Raw genomic sequence first — 349 nt, 5'->3', positions numbered from 1 at the left:
CCTCTGCTGAAAGATCCATTCGGTTCGTCAGGATACGTAGATTCGATTGATGCTTACGTTCAATCGTTACTAAGCGAAACAAACCCGTCAGGTAGGTCGATTTTCCCAGCTGAACCAATTGATCACTGATAATCCCTGATTCATGAGACACTTCCAGGTGCGCTTGAACATGAACGGCTGTATTCTTTTTAATGCGGGAAACGAAAAAGTAGCCCTCCCAGTTCATTTGATCAAACTGAGCGAAATCCAGATACCCGCGATCAAAAACATAGGTCGCCCGTTTCTCATTGATAAAGACGTTCAAGTGATCATGGTCGTGTTCAGATGCATGGGACAGTTCGAATTGTTC

Annotated in this window: 1 protein-coding gene; it reads right to left on the bottom strand. The window is 44.4% G+C overall.

What is annotated here, in order from left to right:
• The coding region (locus ACYQ4S_RS12490) for a transposase (RefSeq protein WP_459771497.1) at positions 1–349 on the bottom strand (349 nt) is incomplete at both ends.

Source organism: Alkalibacterium sp. s-m-28, from assembly GCF_054658175.1.
This window is presented reverse-complemented; position numbering and strand designations above follow the sequence as displayed.